This is a genomic window from Limnohabitans sp. Rim8 (genome assembly GCF_943326455.1).
Lineage (GTDB): Bacteria > Pseudomonadota > Gammaproteobacteria > Burkholderiales > Burkholderiaceae_C > Limnohabitans_A.
The window spans coordinates 216,864-240,485 of the sequence record NZ_CALPTI020000003.1; the positions used below are offsets into that span (position 1 = coordinate 216,864).

A 23,622-nucleotide genomic window follows, 5' to 3' on the forward strand; every position below is an offset into this window, starting at 1 on the left:
TGCACTTCGAGCTTGACGTCATGCCCCTTTCAGGGCACGGCTGATGACTTCGCGCACGTCGTTGGAGAGGTCAGCTTTGGCGGCCACGCGCTCAATGGCGACTTTGGCTGCGCTACGGTAGGGCTCTGCCAGACGGCTCCAGCGGTCCATGGCGCGGGCTAAGCGGGCAGCCACTTGCGGGTTGATGGCGTCAAGCGCCAATACTTGTTCGCTCCAATACACATAGCCAGCAGCGTCGGCGCGGTGAAAGCCAGCCGGGTTGGCACTGCAGTAGCTGAAGATCAGGCTGCGGGCGCGGTTAGGGTTGCGCAGGCTGAAATCATGGTGTTGCATGAGCTGGCGCACACGCGGCAAGACGTCGCCGGCGCGGTCGGGGGCACCGGCTTGCAAGGCAAACCATTTGTCGATCACCAAGGCTTCGTGCTCGAACTGCTTGTGGAACATTGCCAAGGCTTCCTGTGCCAATGCATGCCCGCTCACCACCAAGGCTGACAGGGCGTTGAAACGGTCGGTCATGTTGCCCGCGTCCTTGAACTGCTGGTAAACGCGTCCGGGCGTGATTGAGTCACCGCTGTGCACGGCGGCCACGCACAGCATGGTCATGGACAGACCTGCCAAGGCACGTCGACCGCTCGACTTGGCGTCGGGCGTATAGGCACCGTTGTGCTTGTGGGCATCCCATGCCCATTGCCAGTCGGCGTGGAGGGTTGAGGCCAGTTGTAGACGCATGTTCTCGCGAAGGGCGTGCACGCGCTGGGGATCCACCACATCCAGCTGGTCGGCGATGTAATTCTCAGACGGTAGCGTGAGCGCCAAGTCTTTGAAAGCCGCATCCAACTTGGGATGGCGCAGCACATTTCGCAAGGCCGCGACCAGAGCCTCGGACAGCACGGGTTGGCCCGTCAAGTCCTTGTTTTTTTGGATCGCCTCCAATGCGCTTCGCAGCATCAGGCGTTGGCCTGCTTCCCATTGGTTGAAGGGATCGTTGTCGTGGGCCAACAAGATCAGCAGGTCGTCGGCGTTCAGGCCATCTTCCAGCACAACAGGGGCGCTGAAGGAACGCAGCAAAGAGGGCACGGGCTCGCTGTCGATGTTGACAAAGGTGTAGCTGGCGCTGGCTTGTGTGAGCACCAAGGTCACTTGTGCTGCAGAATCATCAGCACCTGCGAGTTGCAAGGGCATGGCTGCCCCTTCGCGACTGAGCAAACCCAAAGTGACGGGAATGACGAAGGGCGCTTTGTGGTTTTGATCAGGCGTCGCTGGACAGCTTTGGCTGAGTGTCAGGGTATAGCTTCGCTCAGCGGCGTTGAAGGCGCCGCTGGCTTGCAGGCGCGGTGTACCGGCTTGGCTGTACCAGTTTTTGAACTCAGCCAAGTGATTGGCCAGTGCCGAGCCAGGGTTTGCATCAGCAATAGCTTGCGCAAAATCGTCACAGGTCACAGCTTGGCCGTCGTGGCGTTCAAAATAGAGCTTCATGCCCTTTGCGAATCCATCGCGGCCTTGGCTGTCAGCAGGTGTGGCCACCAGCGTTTGCATCATGCGAACGACTTCGGAGCCTTTTTCGTAGATGGTGACCGTGTAGAAGTTGTTGATCTCCACATAACTGTCGGGGCGCACCGGGTGTGCCATGGGTCCAGCGTCTTCGGCAAACTGCACGGTGCGCAAAACACGCACGTCTTCGATGCGCTTGACTGCGCGGGCGCTGGCTTCGCCCGCCATGTCCTGGCTGAACTCTTGGTCGCGGAAGACCGTCAGGCCCTCTTTGAGGGACAATTGAAACCAGTCGCGACAGGTGATGCGGTTGCCAGTCCAGTTGTGAAAGTACTCATGGCCCACCACGCTTTCGATGCCTCCGAAATCCATGTCGGTGGCGGTGTTTGGGTTGGCCAGCACGTACTTGGTATTGAAGATGTTCAGGCCCTTGTTTTCCATTGCGCCCATGTTGAAGTCGCTGGTGGCGACGATCATGAAACGTTCCAAATCCAGCGGCAGACCGAAGCGGGCTTCGTCCCAAGCCACGCTGGCCATGAGCGAGTTCATGGCGTGTTCGGTTTTGTCCAGGTCGCCAGGACGCACAAACACTTGCAGCAAATGCTCGGTGCCGCTGCGGCTGGTGATGCGTTGCTCACGCGCGACCAGCTGGCCCGCGACCAGTGCAAACAAGTAGCAGGGCTTTTTGTGCGGATCGACCCACTTGGCAAAATGTCTCGGGCCGTTGGGGCCGTCTTCCAGAGCGCCTTGCTCGACCAAATTGCCATTACTCAGCAGCACCGGGTACTTGGCCTTGTCGGCACGCAGCGTGACGGTGTAGCTGGCCATCACGTCCGGACGGTCCAAAAAATAGGTGATTCGTCTAAAACCCTCAGCCTCGCATTGCGTAAAGAACGTCCCCTGGCTGACGTACAAGCCCATCAGCTGCGTGTTTTTTTCGGGGTTGCAGGTCGTGAAAATTTCCAGATCGAAGGCTTCAGAGTCTTCAGGCAAATTTTCCAATACCAACTGCCCACCATCCATCTTGAATGAGGTGCCCGCACCGTTGACCAACACGCGGGCCAAGTTCAACTCTTCGCCATCCAAGCGCAGGGGTTGTGCCGCTACGCCAGTGTTTCGACGCAAGCGCATTTTGTTCAAAACCCGGGTTTTGGCGGGGTCCAAGTCGAACGTCAAATCGACTGTGTCAATCCAGAAAGCCGGGGCGACATAAGCCTCCCGGTGGATTGCGGTGGGTTGTCCTTCACGCATCACTAACTCCATTTTCTTTGAGGTCTGAGCAGCTCAGAGGCCTTGTTTCAGTGAGGCTTCGATGAAAGCATCGAGGTCGCCATCGAGCACTTTTTGGGTGGCCGAAATCTCGACGTTGGTGCGCAGATCTTTGATCCTGCTGTTGTCCAGCACATAGCTGCGGATCTGGTGACCCCATCCCACATCGGTCTTGGTGTCTTCCAGCTTTTGCTGTTCTTCCATGCGTTTGCGCATTTCAAAGTCATACAGGCGTGAGCGCAGGCGTTGCCAAGCCACGTCGCGGTTGCTGTGCTGGCTGCGGCCATCTTGGCACTGGACCACGATGCCAGTGGGAATGTGCGTCAGGCGCACAGCCGAGTCGGTTTTGTTGATGTGCTGACCCCCCGCGCCACTGGCTCTAAAAGTGTCGGTGCGTACATCAGACGGGTTGATGTTGATCTCAATCGAGTCGTCGATTTCGGGGTAAACAAACAGCGAGGCGAATGAGGTATGACGGCCACCCGATGAGTCGAACGGGCTCTTGCGGACCAAACGGTGGACGCCAGTTTCGGTGCGCAGCAAGCCAAAAGCGTACTCGCCTTCGATCTTGATGGTAGCGCCCTTGATGCCTGCGGTATCACCCGGTGTTTCGTCTTCCACGGTGGCCTTGAAGCCCTTGCGCTCGGCGTATTTGATGTATTGGCGCAACAGCATGCTGGCCCAATCGCAGGCTTCGGTGCCGCCCGCGCCCGCTTGGATGTCGACAAAGCAATTGAGCGGGTCGGCTTCGTGGCGGAACATTCGGCGGAACTCGAGGTCTTCGACCAGTGCAGTCAATTTGGCGGCTTCCGCTTCAATGGTCCTCAGTCCATCGTCATCGCCTTCTTCCTTGCTCATCTCGAAGAGTTCAAGGTTATCCGCCAGTTCGCTGGTCAGGTTGGTGATGGTCACCACCACGCCGTCCAAGGCTTTTTTTTCTTTGCCCAGTTCTTGGGCTTTTTTGGGGTCATTCCAGACCGCAGGATCTTCGAGGGATGCGTTGACGGTTCTCAGCCGTTCAGATTTGGCATCGTAGTCAAAGATACCCCCGTAACTCGTGGGTACGAGCGGTCAGGTCTGTGAGGGATGCGCCGATTTGGTTGATGTGTTCTGCGTCCATGGGGAAACTCCGATCCGGTAAACCGGGCATTTTCTCATGACTTGCCCGCTTCAAGCTGTGCTGATCAGCGCTGTCAGGTGGCTCCAGAAAAATTAAAAAAGACGACCCCAAGAGAACATCAATCCCGCATTACCCAAAATTTTCATTTGCAGAGAGTCTTGTGGACTGATCTTGTAGCCCAAAGAAGGAATGATGGCGGGTGAAAAACCATGGTGGTTCAAGGGCACTTTGTCTTCGTAGGGCGCCACGTAGCCGTAAAGAATGCCTGCCGTCACTTTCACAAACAATTTAGGCGAACCCAGCAAGCCATTGAATTGTTGACCAGCGTAGAGATACACCGAGGGTTGACCAAATGAGTTGCTGAAAAAGCTCACTCCGCAAAAACGGTTGCCTGGCAGTTGCTCGTCCAAGGCCAAGAGCACCACATGTTTGTGTTCCGGGTTGTGACTCCAGTGATGGGTATAAGGGGAAAACGTGATTTCACCCCTTTTTACGGGCTCAGCTGCGCCTTTGACACCCAAAAAAGAAGGGCAATAGCGGGTTTCTTGGGACATCGCGGGCAGGGCCGCCAGTGCCAAGGCGCAGAGGATGACCTGAATTTTGGAGTGGGCCAACAGTTTCATGAGGAGCTCGTTGTGAAAAAAGTTGGCGGATTGTAAGTTGCCGATCAGCTCAGAAAATTTTCAAGCAGTGCAGCCAAAGCCTGAGGTTGGTCATGGTGCAGCATGTGTCCGGCTTCCTGGATCACGGCTTGTTGCAGGGTGGGCACGGATTTCAGGCGCTCGTGAAACTCGGCCAACGTGTATTTGCCTTTCCACCACTGGCTGAGCGAGTCATCTGAAGCTTCCACGACCAGAACCGGGGCGCTGATGCGGCAGTACATGGCCAGCGCTTCTTCGACATGGAAAAGATACGGGTTGATGACCTTGTGCGCCGTGTCGCCCAGTATGCGCCACTGGCCGTTGGGGTCCGGTTGCGCCCAGTGTTGGGCCAGCCAGTTGGCTTTGTCTTGGCCCAGGCGAGCGTTGGTCTTCATCAGGCGGGCCGCCACACCCGCGGCGTCGGGGTAGGGTTTGAGCGAGTTGTCGCCCGCGCGTTGCGCTTTGAGTTCGTCGAGCCACTGGGCCATGCGGGTGGGGGCTTGGGCAGGCTGGGTGTCGGCCATGCCAAAGCCTTCGAGGTTAACCAAGCGGCGGATGCGCTCTGGGCGGGTGCCCGCGTACATCATGACCACGTTGCCGCCCATGCTGTGGCCGACCAGGTCAATGGCTTGTCCGGGGTAGAGCACATCGAGCAGGGCGTCCAGATCGGCCAGGTAATCGGGGAACCAGTAGCTGTCGGTGGCCGGGGTCTCAGTCAGGCCGTAGCCTCGCCAGTCCATGGCGACGATGGGGCGTTGGCTGACAAAAGCCTCGCTGAAGGCGTCGACCATGAACTGGTAAGAGGCGGCCACGTCCATCCAGCCGTGGGCCAGCACGAGCGGCGTCGCAGCGGGTGAGGGTGTCCCCCATTGACGGACGTGGTAGCGGCAGCCGCGCAGCGGCACCCAGTGGCTGTGTGATTCGCGTAAAACTTGGTACATACTTTCGATCATAAGGAGACACACGATGAGCGTCAGTCGCAACCAAGACCGCAACAACCCAGTCACCCTGGACCGCTATGCGGTTATTCATCAGGGCTTTGGCTGGAAAGTGCCGCGTCGCTTCAACATGGCCCAAGCGTGCTGCGGGCAATGGGCGGCGCAAGCTGCCACCTCGCGGCGTGTGGCCATTCAAGAGCATGTAGCGGGGCAGGGTTTGGGGCAAAGCTGGACATTCGGTCAGCTTCAAAATGCGGCCAACCGCTTGAGCCATGTGCTGCACAGCCAAGGCGTGCAGCGCGGTGACCGGGTGGCGATTGTCATGCCCCAGCGTTTTGAAACCGCTGTGGCTTACATGGCCGTGTTGCAAATGGGGGCGGTGGCCATGCCTTTGTCCATGCTGTTCGGGCCTGAGGCGCTGTCTTTTCGCATCAACGACAGCCAGGCCCGCGTGGCGGTGTGCGATGAATCGACTGTGCAGGCTTTGCAACAGGCAAGGCCCGATTGCCCTGGTTTGCAAACCCTGATCGGGGTGGGGCAAGCCGGGGCACTGGCCGATTTGGATTGCGCGCAGGCCATGGCCAGCCAAGCTACATCGTTCAAAGCTGTCAGCACTCTGGCCGAAGACCCGGCTGTGCTGATCTACACCAGTGGCACCACCGGCAACCCCAAGGGCGCACTCATCCCGCACCGGGCGCTGATCGGCAACCTGACGGGGTTTGTGTGCAGCCAGAATTGGTTTGGTTTTGACCCGTTTGACGCCAGCCGAGCGTCCAAAGCGGTGTTTTGGTCACCGGCGGACTGGGCCTGGACCGGGGGCTTGATGGACGCCTTGCTGCCCAGTCTGTACTTTGGGCGGCCGATCGTGGCCTTCAACGGGCGCTTTTCGCCCGAAGCGGCGTTTGAGATTTTGCAAAAACAGGGCGTGACGCACACCTTTTTGTTCCCCACCGCACTCAAAGCCATGATGAAGGCCGTGCCCGACGTGAAAGCCCGTTACAAGCTCAAGCTGCAAGCCATGATGAGCGCAGGCGAAGCGGTGGGTGACGCGGTGTTTGCCTATGTCCAGCAGCAGATGGGCGTCACGGTGAACGAGATGTTTGGTCAGACCGAGATCAACTACGTGGTGGGCAATTGCACCCGCCTATGGCCGGCCAAGCCCGGCAGCATGGGCAAGGGCTACCCGGGCCACCAGGTCGCGGTCATCGACGAGGCAGGCCGGTTGTGCCCACCCGGCACGCCGGGCGAGGTGGCCGTGAACCGTTTGGATGTGCACGGCCAGCCCGATCCGGTGTTCTTTTTGGGTTACTGGAACAACGACAAGGCCACAAAGGCCAAATACACGGGCGACTGGTGCCGCACAGGCGACATGGCGGTGGCGGATGAGGACGGCTACCTTTGGTACCAAGGCCGCACCGATGACATGTTCAAAGCGGCGGGCTACCGCATTGGGCCGGGCGAGATTGAAAACTGTTTGGTGAAACATCCGGCCGTGCAGAATGCCGCTGTGGTGCCCAAGCCCGATGTTGACCGTGGTGCGGTGGTCAAGGCCTATGTGGTGTTGTCGCCCGACTGGCTGGCTCGCCGGCCTTCGGGTGTGCAGCAAGCTGACTTTGACGACGCGGTGCGCCGCGAACTCCAGTCCCATGTGAAAGGTTTGCTGGCCCCTTACGAATACCCCAAAGAGATCGAGTTCATCGACCAACTGCCCATGACCACCACGGGCAAGGTGCAGCGCCGCGTGTTGCGTTTGCTGGAGGAAGCACGCGCGACAGCCGGCGTCGCTGCCAAGGCCTAACGCGTGACAAAATCTTCCCATTCGCCCTGGGCTTGAGTTTGGGGCGCAGCAGCTGACACGAAACCCCAAGGAAACACCATGAAAACCGTTCAACTCGGACAATCCGATTTACACGTCACCCCCATTTGCCTGGGCACCATGACCTTTGGCCAGCAAGTGAATGAAGCCGATTCGCACGCCATCTTGGACCGATCTCTGGACGCAGGCATCAACTTCATCGACACCGCCGAGATCTATGCCGTGCCCACCACCGCAGACACTTGTGGTTTCACCGAAACCTACATCGGCAACTGGTTCGCCAAAAATCCTGGTGTTCGTCAAAAGCTCGTGTTGGCCACCAAAGTGGCGGGCCCCTCGCGAGGCATGCCCTGGGTTCGCGAGGGCTCGGGCATGACAGGGCAAGACATTCTGAATTCTTGCGATGCCAGTTTGCGCCGTTTGCAAACGGATGTGATCGACCTGTACCAGATCCACTGGCCTGAGCGCCATGTGCCGGTGTTTGGCATGGCCTACTTTGACCCGAGTAAAGACAAGTCCGTCACCCCGATCCACGAGCAACTCGAAGCGCTTTCCAAATTGGTCAAGGCAGGTAAGGTGCGTTACATCGGGTTGTCCAACGAAAGCCCGTATGGTGTTCACGAATTTGTCCGCTTGGCCGAGCAGCACGGTCTTCCGCGCGTGACCACGGTACAAAACCCTTATTGCTTGGTCAGCCGCGCTTACGACAACGGTTTGGACGAGACTTGCTACCGTTTGAACGTGTCCATGTTGGCGTATTCGCCGCTGGGTTTTGGCTTGCTCACTGGCAAATACGATCAAGAAGATTTATCTGGCCCCTTGGTGCCCGATGGCGGCCGCATTGCCCGCTACGAATCGATGCGCAAGCAGCGCTGGGGCCGCCCCGAAGCCCTTGCCGCCGCACGCCGCTACAACCAGTTGGCCCGCGACAACGGCATGACGCCCACGCAGATGGCGCTGGCGTTTTGCTACCACCGCTGGAGCGTGGCCAGCACCATCATCGGGGTGACCTCGGTGGCGCAGTTGAACGAAGACTTGGGGGCTTGGAACACCGAGTTGAGTCCCGATGTGCTCAAGGCCATTGACGCCATCCGTTGGGAAATGCGCGACCCGGCTTTGTGATTCCGGTCCATGGCCAAAAAAGACAAAGTCAGCGAAACCCCGGCCACGGCGCTTTTGCGCCAGCAGGGGGTGAGCTTCACCGAGCACCCCTACGATTACCTGGAGCATGGCGGCGCCCAGCACAGTGCGCAGGTGCTGGGCATCGACCCCTTTGCCGTCGTCAAAACCCTGATCATGCAAGACCAGGACGCCAAACCCCTGGTGGTGCTGATGCACGGCAATCGCAAAGTCTCTACAAAAAATTTGGCGCGTCAGATCGGCTTGAAATCGGTCGAGCCTTGCGCGCCCGAGGTGGCCAACCGGCACAGCGGCTACCTGGTCGGGGGCACCTCGCCCTTTGCAACGCGTCGTGCCATGCCGGTTTTCATCGAACAGAGCATCTTGACTTTGCCGCGCATTTGCATCAACGGCGGCAGGCGAGGTTATTTGGTGGGCATCAACCCGCAGGTCTGCGTTCAACTGCTGGATGCCAAGCCCGTGAACTGCGCACTGGCAGAATGACGCTCATACAAGAACAAGGGTGCTTAGGATGGATGCGTTGATGCCAGTGGCCGTGGTGGTGGCCGGATATTTGTTGGGTTCACTCAGTTTTGCGGTGATCGTGAGCCGGTTGATGGGCCTGAACGATCCACGCAGTTATGGCAGTAAAAACCCAGGAGCCACCAACGTGTTGAGATCCGGTAGCAAAAAGGCCGCCATCTTGACGTTGTTCCTGGACGCTTTCAAGGGCTGGTTGCCGGTGGCTTTGGTTCTGGCTTGGGGCCCAGAATTTGGCTTGGGTCCGGAGCTGGCAGCTGTGGCTGGTTTGGCCGCTTTTTTAGGGCACCTGTACCCGGTTTTTTTTGGCTTTGCCGGGGGTAAAGGCGTGGCCACGGCTGTGGGCGTGTTGGTGGGTGTCAACGGCATCTTGGCGCTGGCGGTGGTTCTCAGCTTTGCCATCGTGTTGTTTTTCTCGCGCTACGTGTCTTTGGCCTCGATGGTCGCCGCGGTGTTCGCCCCCGCTTTTTACCTGTTCGGTGATGGGGTCGCTTGGCAAGCGTCTGCGCCCGAGGTTGTGAGCTTGGCGGTCATGGCCTTGCTGCTGGTTTGGCGGCACCGCGAGAACATCCAGCGATTGTTGGCGGGCACCGAGTCCCAACTGGGAAAGAAAAAAGCATGAGCCAGGACATTCAAAGACTGCATGTGGCTGTCCGATACAGCGAGGCAGCCGTCTTCAACGGCGTGGTGTACCTGGCGGGCATGGTGCCTGAGTGCGAAGCCACCGACATCCGGAGTCAGACGGCCGATGTGCTGCGCCAGATCGATCAGCGATTGACCGAGGCGGGCAGCGACAAAACCCGTATTTTGCGCACCCAGATTTTCCTGAAGGACATCACCGACATCGCGGCCATGAACGAGGTATGGGATGCCTGGGTGGTCTCAGGCAGCGCACCGCCCCGAGCCACGGTGCAGGCCGCCCTGGCCAATCCGGCTTATTTGATCGAGGTGGTGGTCACTGCGGCTGTGAATAGCCGCTGAGGGCTGACGGGACGCGTCAATCTCTGAAGTTGTCGAAAGACAGGGGCAAGTCCGGCATGTCTTTGCGAAGCATCGCCATGGCGGCCTGCAAATCATCGCGCTTGGTGCCCGTGACGCGCACAGCGTCGCCCTGAATGGACGCTTGCACCTTGATCTTGCTGTCCTTGATGAGGCGGGTGATCTTTTTGGCATCCTCGGTCTCGATTCCGTTTTTGACCTTGACCACTTGCTTGACCTTGTCGCCACCGATTTTTTCGACCTTGCCGATGTCCAGAAAGCGCACGTCCACGTTGCGCTTGGTCAGCTTGTTGCGCAGGATGTCTTCGACTTGCGTGAGTTGAAATTCGGCATCACCGAACATCGTGATCTCTTTGTCCTTGAGTTCGATGTTGGCCGAAGTGCCTTTGAAGTCAAAGCGGGTGCCGATTTCTTTGGCAGAGGTGTCAACAGCGTTGCGCACTTCGACCATGTTGGGTTCGCAAACGGTATCAAACGAGGGCATGGTGATAAAAGTCAAAGGTTGAGAATGCGACAATTCTCCCATGTTCCTTGAGAAAAATGTCGCCCTGCAGCCCTACAACACCTTCGGCATCGCCGCCAAGGCCCAGGCTTTGGTGCGCATACGCTCCGATGGTGACCTGCTGGCCGTGTTGGCTGACCCGCAATTGGCGAGTCTGCCTCGGCAAGTGCTGGGCGGGGGCAGCAACATTGTCCTCACCGGTGATGTGAAAGCCTTGGTGCTCAAAATCGAAGTGCCTGGACTGCGCCTGGCCAGCGAGACCGATAAGCATTGGGTGATCGAGGCGGGCGCGGGCGTTGACTGGCATGCTTTTGTGGCCTGGACGCTGGACAACGGCTATCCAGGTTTGGAAAACATGGCCCTGATCCCTGGCACGGTGGGCGCTTCACCCGTGCAAAACATCGGTGCCTACGGCGTGGAGCTGCAAGACAGGTTTGACTCGCTGGATGCCATGGACATGTTCACCGGCGAGTTGTTCAGCTTGAACGCAGCCCAATGCGGCTTCAGTTACCGCGATTCTGTGTTCAAACATGCCTCGGGCGGCCCCGAGGGTCTGGGCCTGGCAGGCCGAGCCGTCATTTTGCGGGTGCGTTTTGCGCTGCCCAAGCGCTGGAAGCCTGAGCTGGGCTATCTGGACCTGGAGCGCAAGATGGCCGAGACCGGCATCGACAGCCCCGATGCCCGGCAGATTTTCGACTGGGTGGTGGCGATCCGCCGCGCCAAACTGCCCGACCCGCAGGTGATTGGCAACGCGGGCAGTTTCTTCAAAAACCCCACGGTCACCGCAGAGCAGTGCGCCGACATCATCGCCCGAGACCCCAAGGTGGTGCATTACCCCATGCCAGATGGCAGCATCAAGCTGGCGGCAGGCTGGTTGATCGATGCCTGTGGCTGGAAAGGCAAAACCGTGGGCCACGCCGGCGTGTATGAAAAGCAGGCGCTTGTTTTGGTGAACCGGGGTGGGCGAGAGAGCCCCTGTACAGGCGGTGAGGTGATGACGCTGGCCAAGGCCATACAGACCAGCGTGTACGAGCGGTTTGGAATTCGGCTGGAGCCTGAACCTGTGGTCATTTGAGAAGGCTCCATTGGGATGGCCGTTTCAACAGCGTTCAGGACCAAATGGCCAAGCGGCCTTGCTTTTGAATGAGTCTATCGGGTCTTGCAGTGGCTGTTATCACTGAGCAGTTGCGCCAGAATTTTTCGCGACCACACTCCATTTTCGGACTTCGTTGGCCATGAAAACGCCAAGTTCCTCTGCACTTCCAGGGACTGCTGTTGCACCCTGAGAAACGAGTGCTTCCTGCACGGTTGATTTGGTCAACATCAACTTGATGGCGTTATCGAGTCGGGAAATGATGGCCGGTGGTGTTCCTGCAGGCGCCAGAACGAAAAGACGCGGTGATGCATCAAAACCGGGAAAAGTATCTGCCAAAGCCGGCCAGTCTGGTGCACTGCTGAGCTTGCCAGGACTGGTCAGCGCAATGGCTTTGAGTTTGCCTGCTTTGGCTTGTACCAAGGCCGGAGATGCAGAAATAATGGCCAACGGAATCTGGCCCCCGATCAAATCCGGGATGATCGGCGCTGCGCCCTTGTAGGGCACATGCACGAAGTCAAAATTGCCTTGCTTTTTGAAAAGCTCCATGGCCAGATGGTGTACGGTACCAACACCTGGGGACGCATAACTGTACTTGCCCGGATTGGCCTTGAGCAAGGCGACAAGTTCTGTCGTATTTTTGGCAGGAAGAGAAGGGTGAGCCACCACCACCAAAGGGAGGGCACCGACCGAACCAACTGGTGCAAAACTTTTGATGGGGTCGAAGGGGACAGAGGCATAAATAGAAGGTGCAATCAGGAGGCCCGTCTCACCAAAAAGCAGGGTATACCCATCGGCGGGAGCTTTCGCGACCGCATCAGCAGCCAGTGTTCCGCCTGCACCTGCCCGATTTTCCACAAACACCTGCTGCCCCAATGACTCAGTCAGTTGTGTGGCGGTCAGACGCGCCAGCGCATCTGCGCCTCCTCCTGCGGCGAATCCTACGATCAATCGGATCGGCTTGTTTGGAAAGGTCTGGCCAAGAGTTGGCATTGTGGCGAGTGCAATCAGACAGCACACAAACGCGTAGATTTTTTTCATGATGTCTCTCCAGGATGTTGAATCTTAGTCTTGAACAAGTGAAGTCGGCAAGCGTGGAGTCTCATTCCATCCATCAGACTGATTTACGCTGTTTTTGGGCCTCGGCCAAAAATCATGGGCCTCAACGTAGGCCATGAAAAAACGGCCCGAAGGCCGTTTTTTAAGTGACTAGAAAATTCACTTCTTACCGCTGCCATCCAGCTTGTAGATGTGCGGACCTTCACCCACCGACAGCAGACCCGTGTGAGCGTAGATACCCAGTTTGGCGCGGGTGTCGGTGATGTCCAGGTTGCGCATGGTCAGCTGGCCGATGCGGTCCAGCGGGCTGAACGGCGCGTCTTCCACTTTTTCCATGCTCAAACGCTCGGGCGCATAAGTCAGGTTGGGGCTATCGGTGTTCAGGATGCTGTAGTCGTTGCCACGGCGCAGTTCCAGCGTCACGGTGCCGGTCACGGCGCGGGCCACCCAGCGCTGGGCGGTTTCGCGCAGCATGATGCACTGAGGGTCAAACCAACGGCCTTGGTACAACAAGCGACCCAATCGCAGGCCATTCATGCGGTATTGCTCAATGGTGTCTTCGTTGTGAATGCCGGTGACCAAGCGCTCGTAGGCGATGTGCAAAAGTGCCATGCCGGGGGCTTCGTAGATGCCGCGGCTCTTGGCTTCAATGATGCGGTTTTCGATCTGGTCACTCATGCCCAAGCCGTGGCGGCCGCCGATCTCGTTGGCTTTCAGGAAAAGCGACACTGGGTCTGCGTATGCCACGCCGTTCAGCGCCACGGGCATGCCTTCTTCAAAGCGCACCGACACTTCTTCGGCCTCGACTTCGACTTCGGGCTTCCAGAACGCCACGCCCATGATGGGGTTGACGATGCGAATGCCGGAGCTCAGGTGCTCCAGGTCTTTGGCTTCGTGGGTCGCGCCCAGCATGTTGCTGTCGGTGGAGTAGGCCTTCTCGGCGCTCATCTTGTAGCCAAAGCCGTTGGCGGTCATGAAAGCGCTCATTTCGGCACGGCCACCCAGCTCGTCGATGAACAGCTGGTCCAGCCAAGGCTTGTAGATTTTGAGGCTTGGGTTGGTCAGCAGACCGTAGCGGTAAAAGCGCTCGATGTCATTGCCCTTGAAGGTAGAACCGTCGCCCCAGATGTTGACGTCGTCTTCCTTCATGGCGGCCACCAGCATGGTGCCGGTCACGGCGCGCCCCAGGGGGGTGGTGTTGAAGTAGGTGATGCCGCCAGTAGAAATGTGAAAAGCGCCGCTTTGAATGGCGGCGATGCCTTCATAGGCCAGTTGGGTGCGGCAGTCGACCAAGCGGGCTTTTTCCGCGCCGTATTCCATCGCCTTGCGGGGGATCTCGTTGTAGTCGGCTTCGTCAGGCTGCCCCAGGTTGGCGGTGTAGGCATAGGGCAGGGCGCCCTTTTGCTTCATCCACAGCAGGGCCGCAGACGTGTCCAAGCCGCCCGAGAAGGCGATGCCGACTTTTTGCCCTTTGGGCAGGTTTTGCAGGATGGTGCTCATATCGTTTTGTTCGGGGGGATCAACCGAAGTGGCAGATGTAGTGGTAGGGCTCGGTCACGCGGATCTCGAACTTGGAGTTGCCGGGGATACTGAACTCTTCGCCCGCGCTGGACTTGACCCATTCGCTGCTGCCGTCGAGCTTGTATTCGCAGAAGCCACCTACGCATTCCATGATCTCTGGTTCGCCAGTGTTGAAGGTCAGGGTCGAAGGCAAGATGACGCCCACCGACAGCTTGGTGCCATCGGGCAGCGTCAGGCCGTGGCTGACGCATTTGCCGTCAAAGTAAACATTGGCTTGGGTGTTGACGGAGACGCCGTCGATTTTTTCGGTGGTCATGGAGGGTGCTTTCTGGGGTGGCGGTTCCCGCGTGAATGCAAAAGGGCGTCTTGAGACGCCCTTTGCGGCAAATCAACCCGACATTTTAGGCCAGTCGCTGGGTCTTACCGCAGGTCGATGGGTAAGGGCTTGCTCAGCGCCAGTGGCCGTGGCGGTGCCCATAGCCGCCGCTCCAGCCCCATCCCAGGTTGATGTGGGTGGACACCGGCGGGTAGCTGCGATAGACCGGAGTGGGTACGTAGACCACCCGGGATTCATGGAAGATGGTGGTCGGTGCGGGCGCTGCGGCCACGGTGCTCACCACGTTGTTGACGGGTGCTTCACTGCGAGGTAAGCCCACGGGTGTGACTTGCAGCTGAATGGTGGGGCCTGGGTCTTGCGGCAATTGCACGTTGTATTGCTTGCCTGCGTATTCATAAACCACGTTGAAGCCGGTCAGCCTGTTTTCGTAAACAGTTTGTGTGCTGCACGTGGTCTGGTTTTGCAACTGGCTCCCGGGGTTTTCGATGCGGTCGCCCATGATGGCACCGCCCATCACACCGGCCACGGTGGCCAGGGCGCGGCCCGACCCGCCGCCGATCTGGTTGCCCACCACGCCCCCGGCAATGGCGCCCATCAGGGCCCCTGCGCCCGAGGTGGGGTTTTGCACCGCTACGGGGGTCTGGTTGCAAGTCTGGCGCGGTACAGCCACCTGCTGGTACACCGGTGTGCGAGAAAGGACCTGGCCTACTTCTTGGGCTTGTGCCAAGCCCATGGTGGTCAACAAAAGGGTGGTCGCCCAAGTTTTCATGCCGGTTCTCCGTTCAAGTTCAGGCGAGTTTAACGGTGTCGGGTGGCCTTTTGCCAGGCAGAAAAGTAAAAAAAGGTAAGCGCCAATGGCTGTGAAGGCCGGCGTTATGGCTGTCTCAAGCGGGCCACGCCTCAGGTGCGAAACCCACGGTGATCCGGCCCGAGGGCCAGGTGATCACCGGGCGCTTGATGGTGCTGGCGTGAGCCAGCATGACCGCTTTGGCACTCGCCGTATCGGTCACGCGGGCCTGCAAGGCAGGATCCAGCTTGCGCCAGGTGGTGCCTTTGCGGTTGAGCAAAGTCTCCCAGCCGACAGCGGCCAGCCAGAGATCTAACGACTCGGCAGGCACGCCTTGTTTTTTGAAATCGTGAAAAGTGGCCTGAATGCCTTGGTCTGTCAGCCAAGTGCGCGCTTTTTTGACGGTGTCGCAGTTGGGAATGCCGTAAACAATGGGGTGCATGGATTTTGTCATAGCTTGTGCAGGTCAGTCTGGGCGACAATCGCGGCCTATGAAGACTCTACAACAATGGCTCGACTGGTGCGAGCGACTACACCCGGTGGCCATTGACATGGGACTGAACCGTGTCAAAGCCGTGGCCGACCGGATGAACCTGCGTTTTGATTGCCCCGTGATCACGGTGGCGGGCACCAATGGCAAAGGCTCAACCTGCGCGATGTTGGAGGCGGTTTTGTTGCAAGCGGGCTACCGCACCGGCGTATATACCTCGCCCCATTTGGTTCACTTTGAAGAACGTTGCCGTTTGCATGGCGAATCGGCCAGCTCCGCTGCGTTTGCCGATGCTTTTGCAGCTGTCGAGGCGGTGCGCGGAGATGTGAGCCTGACTTATTTTGAGTTCAGCACCTTGGCCATCTTGCACATGATGGCTGGTGCCAATTTGGACGTGGCCATTTTGGAAGTGGGATTGGGCGGGCGCTTGGATGCCGTCAACATTGTGGACGCTGACTGCACCATCATCACCAGCATTGACATCGACCACACCGCTATTTTGGGCCACGACCGAGACACCATCGGACGTGAAAAAGCGGGTGTGATGCGGGCTGGACGGCCTGTGATTGTGAGCGATCCGGTTCCCCCTCAAAGTGTGATCGACCATGCAGCGGCCCTTGGCGCTGAATTGTGGTTGTTTGGCCGTGATTTCAATTACTCGGGCGACAAGCAGCAATGGGCTTGGGCGGGACGCGATCGCCGCTACAGCGGCATGGCGTATCCGGCCTTGCGAGGCGCCAACCAACTGATCAATGCATCTGGCGTGCTGGCTGCTCTAGAGGCTTTGCGTCAGCGCATTCCCGTGACGGCTCAAGCCGTGCGCAATGGCTTGGCCATGGTGGAACTGCCCGGCCGCTTTCAGATCGTGCCGGGACAGCCTGTTTTGGTGTTGGATGTGGCCCACAACCCGCACTCGGTGGCGGCTTTGGCAGTCAACTTGGACGCGATGGGCTTTTACCCCACCACCCACGCCGTACTGGGGGCCATGGCCGATAAAGACCTTTTGCCCATGTTTCAGCGCGTGAACCCCATGGTGGACCGTTGGTATTTCACCGATTTGCCTTTGCCTCGTGCCGCGAAAGCGACCGATTTGGAGGCGCTTTGGCAAAGCCAAAATACCAGGATGGACACGGCCAGCACTGTGCATGGCGCCCCATTGTTGGCTCTTCAGGCAGCCATGCATGCGGCTGACCCGGCTGATAGAATCGTTGTCTTTGGCTCCTTCTATACGGTGGGCGGTGTTTTGGTGGACGGCATACCGCGTTTACAAGCCAAACACCTTAGCTCCTGAGCAATTGCCATGGCGTTTTTCAAGTTCCGATTTTCTGGTCAAAACCCTTCCCCCGAGGGTGTTGCAACCGGGCCCAGCGAAAGCATCGAAATTGTCCGTCGCCGTGCTCGCCACCGATTGACGGGTTCCGTGGTTTTGGTTTTGTTGGCAGTGGTGGGTTTCCCGCTTTTGTTTGACACCCAGCCTCGACCTGTTTCGGTGGACACGCCCATCGTGGTGCCCGACAGGCAAAAAACCCCTGCACTCGCCAGCAACGTGCCGGTGCCTGCGGCCCAAGCGCCCGCCAAGCCTTTGCTGCCCAACACCGAGGTCGCCACCGTGCCTGCGCAGTCCAGCTTGGATGCCCGTGAAGAAGTGGTGCCCAAACCTGCGGCACCCTTGGCCGACAAGCCGGTTGATCAGCCCGTCGAAAAGCCGGCTGAAAAGCCGGTGACCGCCAAGGCAGAAACCAAACCCGAAGCCAAAGTGCCAACGGCAACCAAGCCCAAAGACGATGGCCAAAAAGCCCAAGCTTTGCTCGAAGGCAAGCCCGTTAAACCCGCAGTATCCAGGGTGGCGATCCAAGTCGGTGCCTTCACGGATGCGGCCAAAATCCGCGATGTGCGCAGCAAACTCGAGCAAGCTGGCCTGAAAACTTACACCCAAATCGTCGAAAAAGATGGCAAAAGCACCACACGCATCCGTGTGGGACCCTTTGAAACCAAAGAAGAGGCCGACAAAGCCGCAGCGCGCATCCGCAAGCTCGATTTGCCAGCCGCCGTTTTGAAGCTCTGACATGGCCATCGCCCTGACCGATTGGTTGTTGTTGGGGGTGTTGGTGGGCTCGATGGCCCTGGGTTTTTGGCGTGGTCTGGTTTATGAGGTTTTGTCCCTGGCGGGCTGGTTGGCCGCTTTCATGGCCGCTCAATGGTTTGCTGAAGACGCCATTGGCTTTTTGCCCTTTGTGCAGGGCGCGCCCGAATCGGTTCAGTACGCGGTGGCCTTTGTGGTGGTGTTTGTGGCCACTTTGTTTGCCTCGGGTATGTTGTCTTGGTTGATCAAGAAGCTGGTGGAAACCGTAGGCCTCAGGCCGGTTGACCGCTCTTTGGGCGCCATGTTTGGCGTGGCCCGCGGAGTGGTGGTTTTGTTGGCGGTCACCGTGCTGCTGCAGCTCTTGGGCATGGCCTCAGAGCCTTGGTGGAAAGAGGCCCAAGGACCTGTTTGGCTCGACACCGCGATCAAAGGCCTCAAACCCATGTTGCCTGAAAAATTCGGTGCATTTTTACCCTGAACTTTTCAGGGCAGTCGATTTTTGAACGGATAAAGATTTATGTGTGGAATCGTCGGCGTGGTCAGTCACGCACCGGTCAATCAGCTGATTTACGATGGTTTGCTTTTGCTGCAGCACCGAGGGCAAGATGCGGCGGGCATCGTCACGCAGTTGGACCGCAAGTTTTTCATGCACAAGGCCAAAGGCATGGTGCGTGATGTGTTTCGCACCCGCAACATGCGCAGCCTGCCTGGCAACTGCGGTTTGGGACAAGTGCGCTACCCCACGGCTGGCAACGCATTCAGTGAAGAGGAGGCCCAGCCCTTTTATGTGAATGCGCCCTTTGGTTTGGTGCTGGTGCACAACGGCAACCTGACCAACGCCCATGCCTTGAAGGCCGAGTTGTTTTCTAAGGACCACCGCCACATCAACACAGAAAGTGATTCGGAGGTTTTGCTCAATGTGTTGGCCCACGAGCTGGAAAAAACCACGCGGGGTTTGCCCCTCAAGCCCGTGGACGTGTTTGAGGCCGTGCGCGGCGTGAATCGCCGTGTCAAAGGGTCTTATGCGGTGATTGCCTTGATCGCAGGCCACGGCTTGGTGGCCTTCCGAGACCCGCACGGCATTCGCCCTTTGTGCATGGGCCGCAGTGCCGACGGCACCATCATGCTGGCCAGCGAATCGGTGGCACTCGATGGCACAGCGCACCAGTTTGAGCGCGATGTGGCCCCTGGTGAAGCCATTTTTGTTGACCTTGATGGCCAGATGCACACGCAGTCCTGCGCCGACAAGTCGCAATTGAGCCCTTGCATATTTGAGTACGTGTACCTGGCCAGGCCAGATTCCACCCTGGACGGTATCTCCGTGTACCAAGCTCGTTTGAATTTGGGCGAAACATTGGCCAAACGAGTGATTTCGACCTTGCCCCCGAGCGACATCGATGTGGTGATCCCGATTCCCGAATCCAGTCGGCCCAGCGCCATGCAGTTGGCCCAATTGCTTGGCATTCCATACCGCGAAGGATTCGTTAAAAACCGCTACGTGGGCCGCACGTTCATCATGCCGGGCCAGTCGGTGCGTAAAAAATCAGTGCGCCAAAAACTCAACACCATCGTCAGCGAATTCAAAGGCCGCAACGTGCTGTTGGTGGACGACTCCATCGTGCGCGGAACCACCAGCCAAGAGATCGTGCAGATGGCCCGCGACGCGGGCGCGCGCAAGGTTTATTTGGCCAGCGCTGCGCCACCCGTGCGCTACCCCAATGTCTACGGCATCGACATGCCGACCAGCCAAGAGCTGGTGGCGCATGGCCGCAGCATCGAAGAGATCCGCCAGATCATTGGCTGCGACGCCCTGATCTACCAAGACGTGGACGCCATGAAAACCGCTGTGGCCCAAGCCCGAGTGAATGCGGCAGGTGCTTTGTCCGATTTCGATGCCTCTTGCTTTGATGGTGTCTATGTGACGGGCGATATTTCTGCCGATGACATCAGCCGTTTGAACGAAACCCGCCCCCAAGTCGAAGAGGGCGATGACGACAACTCTCGTTTGGCCTTGCCCAACGCCAGCGTATAAGGCCTGCCATGACACAAGCCCACCGATTTGATGACCTGCACATTGAGACCCTGGCCGTTCGTGCTGCTGTAGAGCGCAGCCAGTACGGCGAGAATTCCGAAGCCCTGTACCTCACCAGCGGTTATGTGCAGCCCACGGCCGAAGCCGCTGCCCGCCGTTTTGCGGGCGATGAAGAGGGCTACACCTACGGCCGCTACGGCAACCCCACCGTCAGCAGTATGGAAATCCGTTTGGCTGCGCTGGAGGGCACTGAAGCCGCTATGGGCACGGCATCGGGCATGTCGGCCATCTTGATGATGTGCTTGGGCTTGCTCAAAGCAGGTGACCATGTGGTGTGCTCGCGCTCCATGTTTGGCTCCACCATCAAACTGATCGGCACCGACCTGGCCAAGTTTGGTGTTGAGTCCAGTTTTGTGTCGCAAACCGACCTCAAAGAGTGGCAAGCCGCCATTCGCCCCAGCACCCGGTTGCTGTTGGCCGAAACCCCTACCAACCCCCTCACCGAGGTGTGCGACATTCAGGCGTTGGCCGACTTGGCACACAACGCAGGTGCTTTGTTTGCGGTGGATAACTGCTTTGCCACCCCTGCCTTGCAACGTCCCGCACAAATGGGCGCTGACATCATCACCCATTCGGGGACCAAGTATCTGGATGGCCAGGGCAGGGTAATGGCAGGTGCGCTTTGCGCCCCACAGCAAATGATCACCGAGAAGTTTTTGCCTGTGCTCAAAAGCGGCGGCATGACACTGGCGCCATTCAACGCTTGGGTGGTGCTCAAGGGCCTTGAGACGCTGGACCTGCGCATGCGTGCTCAGACAGCCCGAGCGCAAATCTTGGCCGAATGGTTGGAAAAGCATCCTGCGGTGGCCCGCGTGCATTACCCTGGACTGGCCAGCCACCCTCAGCACGACTTGGCCATGCGTCAAATGTCAGGCTTGGGCGGCGCTGTCTTGTCTTTTGATGTCAAGGCCGATGGCCCCGAGCAAGCGCGCCAGCGTGCCTTTCATGTCATGGACCAGATGCAAATGCTCTCCTTGTCTACCAACTTGGGAGACACCAAAACCTTGGTGGCGCATCCTGCCAGTACCTCGCATGGTCGCCTGACCGAAGCGCAGCGCCAAGCCGCCGGCATTGGCCAAGGCTTGATCCGCGTGGCGGTCGGCCTGGAGTACCCACAAGACATCCAAAAAGACCTCTCGCGTGGTCTCGATACCCTTTGATATGACCAACACCCTTTCAAGCACACCTGCACATACGCGCACCCGCTTTGCCCCATCGCCCACCGGCTTCATTCATCTGGGCAACATCCGCTCGGCTTTGTACCCTTGGGCTTTTGCCCGCGCCACGGGCGGCGACTTCATCTTGCGCATCGAAGACACCGACCTGGACCGCTCCACACAAGCTTCTGTGGACGTGATCATTGAAGGCATGGCCTGGCTCGGCCTGGACCATGACGAAGGTCCGTTCTACCAAATGCAGCGCATGGACCGCTACAAAGCAGTGCTGGCTGATTTGATCGCCTCGGGGCATGTTTACCCCTGCTACACAAGCATGGAAGCGTTGGATGCGCTTCGCGAGCGCCAAATGGCCAACAAGGAAAAGCCTCGGTACGACGGCACTTGGCGTCCCGAGTCAGGCAAATCCTTGCCTCCCATCCCTGATGGTGTGAAGCCCGTGCTGCGCTTCAAGAACCCGATCGGCGGTGTGGTGGCGTGGGACGACAAGGTCAAAGGTCGCATTGAAATCAGCAACGACGAGTTGGACGACTTGGTGATCGCCCGCCCTGACGGCACGCCCACCTACAACTTTTGTGTGGTGGTGGACGACATCGACATGCAGATCACGCATGTGATCCGTGGCGACGACCATGTGAACAACACGCCGCGCCAAATCAATATTTTCAAAGCCTTGGGTCAAGAGCCCCCGGTTTATGCCCACCTGCCCACGGTGCTCAACGAGCAGGGTGAGAAGATGAGCAAACGCAACGGCGCCAAGGCGGTTACGGCTTACCGAGACGAAGGCTTTTTACCAGATGCGATGGTCAATTATTTGGCCCGTTTGGGCTGGAGTCACGGCGACGATGAGATTTTCAGCCGTGCGCAGTTTCTGGAGTGGTTCAATCTCGACCATTTGGGCCGCAGCGCCGCGCAGTTTGACGAAGCCAAACTCAAATGGGTCAACGCCCAACATCTCAAGGCCATGAGCGATGACGCATTGGTCCAACATGTCCAGCCATTCCTCGCCAAACTGGGTGTGGTGTCTGACGAACGACTGGCCCATATCTGCGGCCTTTTCAAAGACCGTTGTGACACGCTGGTGGTTTTGGCGCAATGGATATCGGCCTTCTATCTGGACGTGGTGCCCAACCCGGACGAAAAAGCCCAGCATGTGACCGATGCGGTCAAACCTGCCTTGGCTGTGTTGGCCAACAAACTGGCCGCATGCGTGTGGGACAAGGCTTCGATTGCTGCGGCCATCAAAGAAACCTTGGGCGAGACAGGCCTCAAAATGCCGCAAATCGCCATGCCTGTTCGCGTGTTGGTGATGGGCACGGCCCAGACACCTTCGCTGGATGCCGTACTCGCGTTAAGCCATAGAGAAAAAATTCTTGAGCGACTCCAAAACGCTTGAATTTCTGTCTATAATTCGAGTCTCGACACCAACGAGGCGCAGCAACATGCAGCAATGCAAAGCGTTGTACCAAAGGGGGTATAGCTCAGCTGGGAGAGCGCTTGCATGGCATGCAAGAGGTCAGCGGTTCGATCCCGCTTACCTCCACCAAAGTGTCGAGATGATTCGAAAGAATCCGTCCAGGTTATGACCCTATCGTCTAGAGGCCTAGGACATCACCCTTTCACGGTGAGTACCGGGGTTCGAATCCCCGTAGGGTCGCCAAGTTTTGTAGCACTTGGTCAGTTGCAACAGCAGTCTGACAAAAGTTACAGCTACCAGGAGTGGTAGTTCAGTTGGTTAGAATACCGGCCTGTCACGCCGGGGGTCGCGGGTTCGAGTCCCGTCCACTCCGCCAAATCAAGAAGCTCAAACAGTTCGCTGTTTGGGCTTTTTTATTGCCTGATTTTTCCCCCAATCCTGTTTTCTTTTCAAAATGTGTGGACTGTGGAAACTCAGTTGCAGTAAGCTACAAGGTTTCCCGTTTAACTTGTTGTCGGCCATGGACAGTTTGCTCCCACCCATACCAGCCAAACGCTACTTCACCATCGGTGAGGTGGGCGAGCTGTGTGGTGTCAAGCCCCATGTGTTGCGTTATTGGGAGCAGGAGTTCACCCAGCTGCGTCCGGTCAAGCGGCGTGGTAACCGCCGTTACTACCAACGCCATGAAGTCATGATGATCCGCAAGATCCGTGGCCTCTTGTACGACCAAGGCTTCACCATCAGTGGCGCACGCAACAAGCTGCAAGAACTGGTGCAGGTGGATCGTGAATTAAGCCGAACAAGTGGAGCGCAGGACCCATTGACCGAGGGCGTCAGCGACTTGGATGTTTCCGATGACCACGCCGGTTCATCTGCTGTATCGACCGGTACTTTGTCTTGGCAGGGCCTGTCTGCTGATTTGTCGATTCAGCAAGAGTTACTGCAGATTCGCGACCTGCTGACAGTCAATGGCCCCCATAATCCGGCTATAATTTGAGTCTTGTCGGCGTGTAGCGCAGCCTGGTAGCGCACTTGCATGGGGTGCAAGGGGTCGCGAGTTCGAATCCCGCCACGCCGACCATATGAATCAAGGACTTAGCTTCGAAAGGGGCTAAGTCCTTTCTTCTTTGTGA

Annotated in this window: 23 protein-coding genes and 4 tRNA genes; 17 read left to right on the plus strand and 10 right to left on the minus strand. The window is 58.2% G+C overall.

Going from position 1 to position 23,622, the window contains the following annotated elements:
- Window positions 1-18: 18 nt before the first annotated feature.
- The 4 genes from pepN to Q1M54_RS03595 form a co-directional block, all read right to left on the minus strand.
- A complete protein-coding gene (gene pepN / locus Q1M54_RS03580) occupies window positions 19-2,742 on the minus strand; it encodes an aminopeptidase N (RefSeq protein WP_300553988.1) in 2,724 nt (907 codons plus the stop codon).
- A 33-nt stretch (window positions 2,743-2,775) separates the two neighbouring features.
- A protein-coding gene (prfB, locus tag Q1M54_RS03585; protein ID WP_300553990.1) for a peptide chain release factor 2 occupies window positions 2,776-3,880 on the minus strand; the annotation gives its coding sequence in 2 pieces (ribosomal slippage) (window positions 2,776-3,798 and window positions 3,800-3,880; 1,104 coding nt in all).
- Between the two features lie 92 nt (window positions 3,881-3,972).
- Window positions 3,973-4,503 (minus strand): hypothetical protein, encoded by a 531-nt coding sequence (locus Q1M54_RS03590; RefSeq protein WP_300553991.1) that lies wholly within the window; start codon window positions 4,501-4,503, stop codon window positions 3,973-3,975.
- Window positions 4,504-4,547: 44 nt separating this feature from the next.
- A complete protein-coding gene (locus tag Q1M54_RS03595; protein WP_300553993.1) occupies window positions 4,548-5,462 on the minus strand; it encodes an alpha/beta hydrolase in 915 nt (304 codons plus the stop codon).
- Window positions 5,463-5,487: 25 nt separating this feature from the next.
- On the opposite strand from Q1M54_RS03595, the gene Q1M54_RS03600 reads away from it, so the two are divergent.
- The 5 genes from Q1M54_RS03600 to Q1M54_RS03620 all read left to right on the plus strand — a co-directional run bounded on the left by Q1M54_RS03600 (window position 5,488) and on the right by Q1M54_RS03620 (window position 9,915).
- Window positions 5,488-7,257, plus strand: a complete 1,770-nt coding sequence (locus Q1M54_RS03600; RefSeq protein WP_300553996.1) for an AMP-binding protein — start codon at window positions 5,488-5,490, stop codon at window positions 7,255-7,257.
- Between the two features lie 78 nt (window positions 7,258-7,335).
- Window positions 7,336-8,397 (plus strand): aldo/keto reductase, encoded by a 1,062-nt coding sequence (locus Q1M54_RS03605; RefSeq protein ID WP_300554000.1) that lies wholly within the window; start codon window positions 7,336-7,338, stop codon window positions 8,395-8,397.
- Between the two features lie 9 nt (window positions 8,398-8,406).
- On the plus strand, window positions 8,407-8,898 hold the full coding sequence (locus Q1M54_RS03610; RefSeq protein ID WP_300554003.1) for an aminoacyl-tRNA deacylase: 492 nt from the start codon (window positions 8,407-8,409) through the stop codon (window positions 8,896-8,898).
- Between the two features lie 28 nt (window positions 8,899-8,926).
- The gene (plsY, locus tag Q1M54_RS03615) at window positions 8,927-9,556 is read left to right on the plus strand and encodes a glycerol-3-phosphate 1-O-acyltransferase PlsY (RefSeq protein ID WP_300554006.1); all 630 of its coding nucleotides are present in this window, start codon (window positions 8,927-8,929) and stop codon (window positions 9,554-9,556) included.
- Complete coding sequence (locus Q1M54_RS03620) at window positions 9,553-9,915, plus strand: RidA family protein (RefSeq protein ID WP_300554009.1); 363 nt, start codon at window positions 9,553-9,555, stop codon at window positions 9,913-9,915. The genes plsY and Q1M54_RS03620 overlap by 4 nt, the downstream gene beginning before the upstream one ends.
- Window positions 9,916-9,931: 16 nt before the next feature.
- Here the strand turns inward: Q1M54_RS03620 and Q1M54_RS03625 are convergent, their stop codons facing one another.
- Window positions 9,932-10,417, minus strand: coding sequence for a YajQ family cyclic di-GMP-binding protein (locus Q1M54_RS03625; RefSeq protein WP_026039263.1), 486 nt, complete (start codon window positions 10,415-10,417; stop codon window positions 9,932-9,934).
- Window positions 10,418-10,457: 40 nt separating this feature from the next.
- On the opposite strand from Q1M54_RS03625, the gene murB reads away from it, so the two are divergent.
- Window positions 10,458-11,510, plus strand: coding sequence for a UDP-N-acetylmuramate dehydrogenase (gene murB, locus Q1M54_RS03630; protein ID WP_300554016.1), 1,053 nt, complete (start codon window positions 10,458-10,460; stop codon window positions 11,508-11,510).
- Between the two features lie 99 nt (window positions 11,511-11,609).
- Here the strand turns inward: murB and Q1M54_RS03635 are convergent, their stop codons facing one another.
- The 5 genes from Q1M54_RS03635 to Q1M54_RS03655 all read right to left on the minus strand — a co-directional run bounded on the left by Q1M54_RS03635 (window position 11,610) and on the right by Q1M54_RS03655 (window position 15,674).
- Window positions 11,610-12,569, minus strand: coding sequence for a tripartite tricarboxylate transporter substrate-binding protein (locus tag Q1M54_RS03635; RefSeq protein ID WP_300554019.1), 960 nt, complete (start codon window positions 12,567-12,569; stop codon window positions 11,610-11,612).
- A 177-nt stretch (window positions 12,570-12,746) separates the two neighbouring features.
- Window positions 12,747-14,087, minus strand: coding sequence for an argininosuccinate synthase (gene argG, locus Q1M54_RS03640; RefSeq protein ID WP_300554022.1), 1,341 nt, complete (start codon window positions 14,085-14,087; stop codon window positions 12,747-12,749).
- A 19-nt stretch (window positions 14,088-14,106) separates the two neighbouring features.
- The gene (locus Q1M54_RS03645; protein WP_300554025.1) at window positions 14,107-14,424 is read right to left on the minus strand and encodes a pyrimidine/purine nucleoside phosphorylase; all 318 of its coding nucleotides are present in this window, start codon (window positions 14,422-14,424) and stop codon (window positions 14,107-14,109) included.
- 133 nt (window positions 14,425-14,557) lie between these two features.
- Window positions 14,558-15,214 (minus strand): glycine zipper 2TM domain-containing protein, encoded by a 657-nt coding sequence (locus Q1M54_RS03650; protein ID WP_300554028.1) that lies wholly within the window; start codon window positions 15,212-15,214, stop codon window positions 14,558-14,560.
- 115 nt (window positions 15,215-15,329) lie between these two features.
- The gene (locus tag Q1M54_RS03655; protein ID WP_300554031.1) at window positions 15,330-15,674 is read right to left on the minus strand and encodes an ArsC family reductase; all 345 of its coding nucleotides are present in this window, start codon (window positions 15,672-15,674) and stop codon (window positions 15,330-15,332) included.
- Window positions 15,675-15,723: 49 nt separating this feature from the next.
- On the opposite strand from Q1M54_RS03655, the gene folC reads away from it, so the two are divergent.
- The 11 genes from folC to Q1M54_RS03710 all read left to right on the plus strand — a co-directional run bounded on the left by folC (window position 15,724) and on the right by Q1M54_RS03710 (window position 23,570).
- Entirely contained in the window at window positions 15,724-17,013 is a 1,290-nt protein-coding gene (gene folC / locus Q1M54_RS03660; protein ID WP_300554033.1) for a bifunctional tetrahydrofolate synthase/dihydrofolate synthase, read from the plus strand.
- Window positions 17,014-17,022: 9 nt separating this feature from the next.
- Window positions 17,023-17,787, plus strand: a complete 765-nt coding sequence (locus tag Q1M54_RS03665; RefSeq protein WP_300554036.1) for an SPOR domain-containing protein — start codon at window positions 17,023-17,025, stop codon at window positions 17,785-17,787.
- 1 nt (window position 17,788) lies between these two features.
- Window positions 17,789-18,283 carry a CvpA family protein gene (locus Q1M54_RS03670; RefSeq protein WP_300554039.1) on the plus strand — a complete coding sequence of 165 codons (495 nt, stop codon included), beginning with the start codon at window positions 17,789-17,791 and terminating at the stop codon, window positions 18,281-18,283.
- A gap of 39 nt (window positions 18,284-18,322) precedes the next feature.
- Window positions 18,323-19,837 (plus strand): amidophosphoribosyltransferase, encoded by a 1,515-nt coding sequence (gene purF, locus Q1M54_RS03675; RefSeq protein WP_300554041.1) that lies wholly within the window; start codon window positions 18,323-18,325, stop codon window positions 19,835-19,837.
- 8 nt (window positions 19,838-19,845) lie between these two features.
- A complete protein-coding gene (locus Q1M54_RS03680) occupies window positions 19,846-21,057 on the plus strand; it encodes an O-succinylhomoserine sulfhydrylase (RefSeq protein ID WP_300554043.1) in 1,212 nt (403 codons plus the stop codon).
- 1 nt (window position 21,058) lies between these two features.
- The gene (gltX, locus tag Q1M54_RS03685) at window positions 21,059-22,468 is read left to right on the plus strand and encodes a glutamate--tRNA ligase (protein ID WP_300554046.1); all 1,410 of its coding nucleotides are present in this window, start codon (window positions 21,059-21,061) and stop codon (window positions 22,466-22,468) included.
- Window positions 22,469-22,542: 74 nt separating this feature from the next.
- Window positions 22,543-22,618, plus strand: a tRNA-Ala gene (locus tag Q1M54_RS03690).
- Between the two features lie 38 nt (window positions 22,619-22,656).
- Window positions 22,657-22,732, plus strand: a tRNA-Glu gene (locus Q1M54_RS03695).
- Window positions 22,733-22,788: 56 nt separating this feature from the next.
- Window positions 22,789-22,865, plus strand: a tRNA-Asp gene (locus Q1M54_RS03700).
- 144 nt (window positions 22,866-23,009) lie between these two features.
- Window positions 23,010-23,486, plus strand: a complete 477-nt coding sequence (locus Q1M54_RS03705; protein WP_300554049.1) for a MerR family transcriptional regulator — start codon at window positions 23,010-23,012, stop codon at window positions 23,484-23,486.
- Between the two features lie 7 nt (window positions 23,487-23,493).
- Window positions 23,494-23,570, plus strand: a tRNA-Pro gene (locus Q1M54_RS03710).
- Window positions 23,571-23,622 lie beyond the last annotated feature (52 nt).

Excerpts from the sequence above, each read along its gene's own strand:
- pepN (WP_300553988.1), bottom strand. The coding sequence starts at position 2,742 with ATGCGTGAAGGACAACCCACCGCAATCCACCGGGAGGCTTATGTCGCC.
- Q1M54_RS03590 (WP_300553991.1), bottom strand. The coding sequence starts at position 4,503 with ATGAAACTGTTGGCCCACTCCAAAATTCAGGTCATCCTCTGCGCCTTG.
- Q1M54_RS03595 (WP_300553993.1), bottom strand. The coding sequence starts at position 5,462 with ATGTACCAAGTTTTACGCGAATCACACAGCCACTGGGTGCCGCTGCGC.
- Q1M54_RS03600 (WP_300553996.1), top strand. The coding sequence starts at position 5,488 with ATGAGCGTCAGTCGCAACCAAGACCGCAACAACCCAGTCACCCTGGAC.
- Q1M54_RS03605 (WP_300554000.1), top strand. The coding sequence starts at position 7,336 with ATGAAAACCGTTCAACTCGGACAATCCGATTTACACGTCACCCCCATT.
- Q1M54_RS03610 (WP_300554003.1), top strand. The coding sequence starts at position 8,407 with ATGGCCAAAAAAGACAAAGTCAGCGAAACCCCGGCCACGGCGCTTTTG.
- plsY (WP_300554006.1), top strand. The coding sequence starts at position 8,927 with ATGGATGCGTTGATGCCAGTGGCCGTGGTGGTGGCCGGATATTTGTTG.
- Q1M54_RS03620 (WP_300554009.1), top strand. The coding sequence starts at position 9,553 with ATGAGCCAGGACATTCAAAGACTGCATGTGGCTGTCCGATACAGCGAG.
- Q1M54_RS03625 (WP_026039263.1), bottom strand. The coding sequence starts at position 10,417 with ATGCCCTCGTTTGATACCGTTTGCGAACCCAACATGGTCGAAGTGCGC.
- murB (WP_300554016.1), top strand. The coding sequence starts at position 10,458 with ATGTTCCTTGAGAAAAATGTCGCCCTGCAGCCCTACAACACCTTCGGC.
- Q1M54_RS03635 (WP_300554019.1), bottom strand. The coding sequence starts at position 12,569 with ATGAAAAAAATCTACGCGTTTGTGTGCTGTCTGATTGCACTCGCCACA.
- argG (WP_300554022.1), bottom strand. The coding sequence starts at position 14,087 with ATGAGCACCATCCTGCAAAACCTGCCCAAAGGGCAAAAAGTCGGCATC.
- Q1M54_RS03645 (WP_300554025.1), bottom strand. The coding sequence starts at position 14,424 with ATGACCACCGAAAAAATCGACGGCGTCTCCGTCAACACCCAAGCCAAT.
- Q1M54_RS03650 (WP_300554028.1), bottom strand. The coding sequence starts at position 15,214 with ATGAAAACTTGGGCGACCACCCTTTTGTTGACCACCATGGGCTTGGCA.
- Q1M54_RS03655 (WP_300554031.1), bottom strand. The coding sequence starts at position 15,674 with ATGCACCCCATTGTTTACGGCATTCCCAACTGCGACACCGTCAAAAAA.
- folC (WP_300554033.1), top strand. The coding sequence starts at position 15,724 with ATGAAGACTCTACAACAATGGCTCGACTGGTGCGAGCGACTACACCCG.
- Q1M54_RS03665 (WP_300554036.1), top strand. The coding sequence starts at position 17,023 with ATGGCGTTTTTCAAGTTCCGATTTTCTGGTCAAAACCCTTCCCCCGAG.
- Q1M54_RS03670 (WP_300554039.1), top strand. The coding sequence starts at position 17,789 with ATGGCCATCGCCCTGACCGATTGGTTGTTGTTGGGGGTGTTGGTGGGC.
- purF (WP_300554041.1), top strand. The coding sequence starts at position 18,323 with ATGTGTGGAATCGTCGGCGTGGTCAGTCACGCACCGGTCAATCAGCTG.
- Q1M54_RS03680 (WP_300554043.1), top strand. The coding sequence starts at position 19,846 with ATGACACAAGCCCACCGATTTGATGACCTGCACATTGAGACCCTGGCC.
- gltX (WP_300554046.1), top strand. The coding sequence starts at position 21,059 with ATGACCAACACCCTTTCAAGCACACCTGCACATACGCGCACCCGCTTT.
- Q1M54_RS03705 (WP_300554049.1), top strand. The coding sequence starts at position 23,010 with ATGGACAGTTTGCTCCCACCCATACCAGCCAAACGCTACTTCACCATC.